This window comes from Streptomyces sp. SBT349 (genome assembly GCF_001083795.1).
In the GTDB taxonomy this organism is placed as follows: domain Bacteria; phylum Actinomycetota; class Actinomycetes; order Streptomycetales; family Streptomycetaceae; genus Streptomyces.
Map to the genome: position 1 here is coordinate 1 of NZ_LAVK01000365.1, position 7,211 is coordinate 7,211.

Below are 7,211 nucleotides of genomic sequence, written 5' to 3' on the forward strand. Positions count from 1 at the left end.
GGGGGGGGGCGCGGGGGAGGGGGGGCCGGTCCTGGTCGTCGGGCACAGCACGATCCTGCGCCTGGCCCTGTGCGCGCTCCTCGGCCTGCCCCTCGCCGCCTACCGGCAGCACTTCCCCCGGCTGGACAACGTCGCGGTCACCGAGATCGCGCTGCCCGCCGACCCGTCCCGGCCCGTCTCGCTCCTCTCGCTGAACCGCAGCATCTCGCCAGCCTGAAAGGACCTAGCATGCGCCGACTTCTCACTATCGCGGCGACCGTCCTCCTCACCGCGACCACGGTCACGGCCTGCTCCACCGAGGAGGGTGGGGGCGACTCGCAGGGCGCGAAGGTCGCCTTCCTGATGCCCGACATCGCCTCCACCCGCTACGAGTTGTACGACAGTCCGCTGTTCGAGGCCAGGATGAAGGAGCTCTGCGCCGACTGCGAGGTCATCTACAACAACGCCAGGGCGGACGCCTCCCGCCAGCAGCAGCAGGCGGACTCCGCGCTGGCGCAGGGTGTGGACGTGATGGTGGTCGACCCGGTCGACTCGACCGCCGCCGCCAGCATCGTCAACACCGCGCGGGCGCAGGGCGTGCCGGTGATCGCGTACGACCGGCCGATCCTGGAGAGCCCGCCCGACTTCTACGTCTCCTTCGACAACGAGGCGATCGGCGAGAGCATCGGCCAGTCGCTCGTGGACCACCTGCGGGAGACCGGCGCGGAGGGCGGCCTGCTCCAGGTCAACGGCTCGCCGACCGACGCGGCGGCCGGGCTGATCAAGCAGGGCATCCACACCGCGATCGACGACAGCGGCTTCGAGCTGCTCGCCGAGTACGACACCCCGGACTGGCAGCCCTCCGACGCGCAGGAGTGGGTCAGCGGCCAGATCACCAGGTTCGGCGACGGCATCGCCGGAGTGGTGGCCGCCAACGACGGCACGGGCGGCGGCGCGATCGCCGCGTTCAAGGCGGCCGGACTGCCGGTGCCCCCCGTGACGGGCAACGACTTCGAGGTGGCCGCGGCACAGCGGGTGGTGGCCGGCGACCAGTACAACACCATCTCCAAGCCCATCAAGACCGTCGCGGAGGCGGCGGCCGAGGTGGCCCACCAGTTCGTCAGCGGGGAGGAACCCGAGGGCGAGACCACGCTGTTCGACACCCCCACGATGCTCTTCGAGCCCACCGTGGTGACCGGGGAGAACATCGCGGAGGTGCTCGCCGAATCCGACCAGATCTCGCCGAACGAGGTGTGCACCGGCGGGTACGCGGCGGCCTGCGACGCGGCCGGCGTGGCCTAGAGCGACCAGTGGGACCAGAGGGACCTGAGGGACCAGAGGGAGAGGGCATGTCAGCGTTGCCAACGACGGCCGAGCCGGTCCTGTCGCTGCGCGGGATCAGCAAGAACTTCGGCGCGGTCGCGGCGCTCACCGACGTCGACCTGGATGTCGCGCCGGGACAGGTGGTCGCGGTGGTCGGCGACAACGGCGCCGGCAAGTCGACCCTGGTCAAGGTGCTCGCCGGGGTCCACCGCGCGGACGGCGGCTCGATCACCTGCGACGGCCGCCGGGTGACGATCGGCAGCCCGGCGGACGCGCACGGGCTCGGCATCGCCACCGTCTTCCAGGACCTGGCGCTCTGCGAGAACCTGGACATCATCGAGAACCTGTTCCTCGGCCGCGAGCTGCGCCCCGCGCGGCTGGACGAGGTCGCGATGGAGATCAGGTCCTGGGAGCTGCTGCGCCAGCTCTCCGCGAAGATCCCCTCCGTGCGCGTCCCGGTGGCCGCGCTCTCCGGCGGGCAGCGGCAGACCGTGGCCATCGCCCGCTCGCTGCTCGGCGACCCGCGGATCATCATCCTGGACGAGCCGACCGCGGCACTCGGCGTCGTGCAGACGGCCGAGGTGCTCCACCTGATCCGGCGGCTCCGCGACCGCGGACTCGGCGTGATCATGGTCAGCCACAACATGGAGGACGTGCGCGCGGTCGCCGACCGGGTGGCCGTGCTGCGGCTGGGCCGCAACAACGGGGTCTTCGACGCCGCCGACGTGTCGTCCGAGGACCTCGTCGCGGCGATCGTCGGCGCGCGGGACGACACGGCGGCGCGGCGCGCCGGTCGAGGAGAGGAGTCAGGTGATGAGTGACACCAGCACCGCCGAGAAGGGCACCCCGCTCGACCTGCTCGACGAGCGGCTGCGACACGGCTCGGGCCTGCGGCCGGCGCTGGGCGCCCTCCTGGACCGCGTCCGCTCCGGGGACCTCGGCGCGCTGCCGATCATCGCCGGTCTGGTGGTGATCTGGTCGGTCTTCCAGTCGCTGAATTCGGTCTTCCTCTCCAGCGCGAACCTCGTGAACCTGCTGATGGAGAGCGTCTCGCTCGGCGTCATCGCGCTGGGCGTGGTGTGCGTGCTGCTGGTGGGGCAGATCGATCTGTCGGTCGGCTCGGTCAGCGGGGTGTCGGCGGCGCTCACCGCGGTGACCTTCGCCGACGCGGGCTGGCCGATGGTGCCCTCGCTGGCGGTCGCGATCGCCGCCGGCTGCGCGATCGGCTGGGTCTACGCGCAGATGGTCAACCGCCTCGGGGTGCCCAGCTTCGTGGCCACGCTCGCCGGGCTGCTCAGCTTCCTCGGGGTGCAGCTGTACCTCCTGGGCGACACGGGAGCGATCAACCTGCCCTACGACTCCGGCCTGGTCCGTTTCGCCCAGGTCTCCTTCGTGCCCGCCTGGCTGTCCTACCTGCTGGTGGTGGTCGCCGCCGGCTGGCTGTTCGCCACCGGCTACGCCAGGGCCAGGGCCAGGCGTGCGGCCGGGCTGTCCGCCCGGTCCACCGCGCTGCTCGTGATCCGCAGCGCGGCCCTGCTGCTCGGGCTCGGGTACGCGGCCTGGTACCTGAACCGGGACCGGGGCGTCGGCTGGATGTTCGTCGGCTTCGTGGTCCTGGTGCTGCTGATGAACTACGCGCTGACCCGCACCGGCTGGGGCCGCTCGGTGTTCGCGGTCGGCGGCAACGCGGAGGCGGCGCGCCGGGCGGGCATCAACGTGCGACGGGTGTACACCACGATGTTCGTGCTGTGCTCCTCGCTGGCGGCGCTCGGTGGAATCCTGGCCGCGGCCCGGCTGGCCGCCGCCAACCAGGCGAGCGGTGCGGGCGACGTGAACCTCAACGCGATCGCCGCCGCGGTGATCGGCGGCACCAGCCTGTTCGGCGGGAGGGGCAGCGCCTTCGCGGCCCTGCTCGGCATCCTGGTGATCCAGTCCATCTCCAACGGGCTCACGCTGCTCGACCTGGACTCCTCCTTCCGGTTCGTCATCACCGGGCTGGTCCTCGCGCTCGCCGTGGCCCTCGACTCGGTCGCCCGCCGCTCGCGCACCGCCCACGGGCGCGCGTGAGGCGGCGGCGGTGCCCCGGGCGGTTCAGCACGGTACCGCGTCCCCGGCGGGGGCGGTGAGGGTGCTGAACGCCAGGGCCGCCGCGCCGCGTGCGGCGGCGGCGTGGTCGAGGCGGGGGGTGGTGAGGGTGATGTCCCGCAGCAGCGGCAGCGTCGCCCCCCGCACGGCGGACCGCAGCGGGTCCCAGTAGGCCGCCCCGGCGGACGCGACTCCGCCGCCGATCACCACCAGGGCGGGGTCGAGGACGCTGACCAGGCCGCCGACCGCCTCCCCCAGGGCTCCGGCGGCGGCGGCCAGGGTGCGCCGGCCGAGCGGGTCGCCCCGTTCCGCGAGCCGCGTGATCTCCACCGCGGTCAGCCGTGGGCCGCCCGCCTCGGCGTGGAGGCGCTCGATGGCGGTGCCGCTCGCCACCGTGTCCAGGTGTCCGCTGCCGCCGCACGAGCACGGCAGGCCGCGCGCCGCGGGGGAGGGCGCGTGGCCGAGCTCGCCCCCGGAGCCGTGCCGGCCGCGCACGAGGTGGCCGCCGACGATGACGGCGCCGCCGATGCCGGTGCCGACGTTCACGAACAGCAGGTCCCGGTGGCCGCGCCCCGCTCCGAGCAGCATCTCGCCGTGGGCCAGCACGTTGACGTCGTTGTCCACGACGACGGGGACGCCGAACGCCTCCTCGGTGAGGCGGCGCAGGGGTGTCCCCGTCCATCCGGGGAGGGCGTCCGAGGCGGTGGCGACGGCTCCCTCGGGGTGGGAGACGACGCCGTGGGTGCCCAGGCCGATGCCGTGCACGCGGGTGCCCGGCGGGGCGCCCGCGCGCAGGTCGCGGAGCGTGGACAGCAGTGCGCGCAGGACGGCGTCGCGCCCCTCCCGGGCCGGGGTGGGGACCCTCCGGTGGCCCGTCACCGCCCCGTCCGCGGTGGCGAGGACCGCCTCGATCTTGGTGCCCCCGATGTCGGCCCCCAGATACAGCGGTGCGCTCACCGGACGGCTCCGGGGCCGCCGGGCGCCGGGCGGGCGGGCCTGAGGTGGGGCGTCAGGTCCGGTGGCGGCATGCCGGGGTCGAAGGGGTGGAGCGGGCGGACGATCTCGCGGTGCCCGAGCCGGTGCAGGTCCTGGTCGACGCCGCCCGGCGTCAGGGCGATCATCCAGTCCGCGGCGAGGGCCCGCAGCTCGGGCTCCAGATAGCCGATCTTGACGGCGACGATGTCGGCGGCGCGCGGGTCGAGGCCGAGGCGGGTGAAGTCCTCGATCCGGTGGAACGCCGCGCGCCCGCCGGTGAGGATCACCTCGACGCCGCCGGAGGTGACGACGGCCGTGGGGACCCCCGCGGTCCCCGGCGCGGGCCCGTCCCCGGACAGGAAGGTCACGCGGCCGGCGAGGTCGGCGGGCGTGCCGTGGACGGGGTCGAGGAGGCCGCCGACGCGCAGGTCCACCGTCGCGCCGAGCCCGGCCCGGCGGCACGCCTCGACGGCCCCCGGGTCCAGGATGCTCGCGTAGATGACGCGCGGGCCCCGCGCCCGGACGGCGGGGTCGAGCAGCAGGCGTTCCAGCAGGTACGGCACGTCGCCCGCGCCGCCGGCGGTGGGGTTGTCCCCCGAGTCGCTGATGACGAACGGGCGGCGGGCGCTCGCCGTCGCCGCGGCGAGGACCTCCTCGGCGGTGCCCGTGGGGCCGACGAAGGCGAAGTCGTCGCGCAGGGCCCAGTAGCGCTCGGCGAGCCGGCGGGCCTGGCGGGCGACGGCCGTCTCATCGGTTCCGGTGACGACGACCGCGGCGGCGCTGCGCGGCTCGTCGGCCCACGCGTAGCCGACCCAGATGGCCGCGTCCCAGATCCCGGGCGCCTTCTCCACCTCGGCGATTCCGGCGTACAGGCCGCGGGCCGGCTCCACCTGGGTGCTGGTCTTCTCGCCCGGGAGCAGCACCGGCACCCGCACCCAGGCGGTGGCCGGGCGCACGCCCTCGCGCAGGGAGCGGGCCAGCAGGCGGGCGGCCCGCTCCCGGGTGAGCCATTCGTCCTCGTGGGGGGCCAGGCGGTGCGCCGTGATCAGGTCGAGCCGGGCGACGAGGGCTTCGGTGATGTTGCCGTGCAGGTCGGTGGGCGAGGAGATGAGGCAGGAGGGGCCCACCGCGTCCCTGACCGCGGAGGCGAGGTCGGTCTCGATGTCGTGGCGGCCGGGCACGTGCATGGCGCCGTGGAGGTCGAGGAGGACGCCGTCCAGCGGCCCGGCGCGGTGGAGCCGGTCGAGCAGTTCGGTCCTGAGCCGGGCGTAGGCGGCGCGTTGGACGGAGCCGCCGGGGATGGCGCGGGCGTGCACGAGGGGGACCCACTCGATGTCCCGCGCCCAGCCGGCCGCGCCGGGCGCCGTGAAGGAGAACATCTCCAGGAGGCCGGTGCCCCGGCGGATGGCGAAGTCCTCGTAGGCGGTGGTGTGCGGGGTGAAGGTGCTGCACTCGATGTGGACGCCGCCGATGCCGATCCGCAGCGGCCTGGCCCGTTCGGCGTCCGTCACGCCGCCTCCCCGCCGGCCGTGGACAGCGACCGCTGGAGGACCATCAGCCCGCCGCCGATCACGCCGGCGTTGGCGCCGGTGGCGGCCGTGTCGATCGTCAGCGACTGGGTGGCCAGGGGCAGGCAGCGCTCGTACACGGCGCCCCGCACGGCGGCGAGCAGCGGCTGCACCGCGCTGAGGGCTCCGCCGAGCACGAGCATCTCGGGGTTGAAGAAGTTCACCACGGTGGCCAGCACCTCGCCGAGGCTGCGGCCCGCGTCGCGCACCAGGGTGGTGGCGAGGGCGTCGCCCTCCTCGACGAGGCGCACGACGTCGGCGGGCCGGCTCACCTCGACGCCTTGCGCGGCGAGGGTGCGGATGATCGCCGCGCCGCTCGCGATGGTCTCCAGGCAGCCGGTGTTGCCGCACGAGCAGGGGTTGTCCCCGGCGGCCGGGACGCGCACATGGCTGATGTCGCCGGCCGCTCCCCTCGCCCCGTGGTGCAGGCGCCCGTCGGAGACGACGCCGCTGCCGATGCCGGAACCCACCTTGACCAGCAGCAGGTGGTCGAAGTCCGTGCGGGCGGTGAGATGTTCGCCGACGGCCATGAGGTTGGCGTCGTTCTCCACGACGACGGGCAACCCCAGCCGCTCGCCGAGGGCCTCGCCGATCGAGGCGTGGTGCCAGCCGGGCATGCGCGAGGGCAGGACGACCTGGCCGCCGCGGTGTTCCACCGGGCCCGGCAGCCCGACTCCCAGGCCCCGCGCGGGTATCGGGGCCATCGCGGAGGAGGCCAGCAGCTCCTGGCAGCGCTCGGCCAGCCAGTCGACGGTGCGCGCCGGGCCCTCGGCCAGCTCCCAGGGGAACTCCGCCACGGTGTGCACCCGTCCGGCGACGTCGACGGCGGCGAGGCGCACGTGCTGCGCCCCGAAGTCCGCGGCGAGCATCATCCCTCCCTCCGCGTGGATCTCCAGGAGCTTGGGGCGGCGCCCGCCCTGCGAGGTGCCGCTGCCCGACTCCCGCAGGTAGCCGTGGGCGAGGAGGTACTCGACGCGGGCCGACACCGTCGACGGCGACAGTCCGACCCGGTGCACCAGGTCCGCCCGGGAACGCGCCTCCCCCCGGGCAACGAGACGCAGAAGGTGCGCAGGCGACCCCCGTTCGGGGAGATGCCCTACTCGAATATCCATAAGCCATAGATACCACACGCAAATTCTTGATTACGGGGCTTGACTACGTTCGATGGTTGGACGTTTCATTCAAGCCACCGCCATCACGGCACGGAGTTAAGGGTGCTTGCTGGAGCAAGTAGGGGGATGCACGCCGTCGCCGTGACGGGGCCGCCGGACTCGCCCACGC

Annotated in this window: 7 protein-coding genes; 4 read left to right on the forward strand and 3 right to left on the reverse strand. The window is 74.1% G+C overall.

The features are described from left to right. The 4 genes from ADY01_RS38520 to ADY01_RS30145 all read left to right on the forward strand — a co-directional run. Positions 1 to 217 (forward strand): histidine phosphatase family protein (locus ADY01_RS38520; RefSeq protein ID WP_049579795.1); only part of this gene is annotated, 217 nt, incomplete at its 5' end. An 11-nt stretch (positions 218 to 228) separates the two neighbouring features. Continuing rightward, positions 229 to 1,281 carry a substrate-binding domain-containing protein gene (locus ADY01_RS30135; protein ID WP_049579797.1) on the forward strand — a complete coding sequence of 351 codons (1,053 nt, stop codon included), beginning with the start codon at positions 229 to 231 and terminating at the stop codon, positions 1,279 to 1,281. Between the two features lie 47 nt (positions 1,282 to 1,328). Next, positions 1,329 to 2,123: an ATP-binding cassette domain-containing protein gene (locus ADY01_RS30140; protein ID WP_049579799.1), complete on the forward strand. Its 795-nt coding sequence runs from the start codon at positions 1,329 to 1,331 to the stop codon at positions 2,121 to 2,123. Beyond that, positions 2,116 to 3,369, forward strand: coding sequence for a sugar ABC transporter permease (locus ADY01_RS30145; protein ID WP_049579801.1), 1,254 nt, complete (start codon positions 2,116 to 2,118; stop codon positions 3,367 to 3,369). The genes ADY01_RS30140 and ADY01_RS30145 overlap by 8 nt, the downstream gene beginning before the upstream one ends. A gap of 24 nt (positions 3,370 to 3,393) precedes the next feature. On the opposite strand, the gene ADY01_RS30150 is transcribed toward ADY01_RS30145, so the two are convergent. From ADY01_RS30150 to ADY01_RS30160, 3 genes are read right to left on the reverse strand one after another with little or no spacing between them, the layout of a single operon-like run. Then, positions 3,394 to 4,344, reverse strand: coding sequence for an ROK family protein (locus ADY01_RS30150; RefSeq protein ID WP_049579803.1), 951 nt, complete (start codon positions 4,342 to 4,344; stop codon positions 3,394 to 3,396). Further along, positions 4,341 to 5,873 (reverse strand): M81 family metallopeptidase, encoded by a 1,533-nt coding sequence (locus ADY01_RS30155; RefSeq protein ID WP_049579804.1) that lies wholly within the window; start codon positions 5,871 to 5,873, stop codon positions 4,341 to 4,343. The genes ADY01_RS30150 and ADY01_RS30155 overlap by 4 nt, the downstream gene beginning before the upstream one ends. After that, positions 5,870 to 6,946 (reverse strand): ROK family protein, encoded by a 1,077-nt coding sequence (locus ADY01_RS30160; protein ID WP_234320475.1) that lies wholly within the window; start codon positions 6,944 to 6,946, stop codon positions 5,870 to 5,872. Before ADY01_RS30160 ends, ADY01_RS30155 begins: the two co-directional genes overlap by 4 nt. Positions 6,947 to 7,211 lie beyond the last annotated feature (265 nt).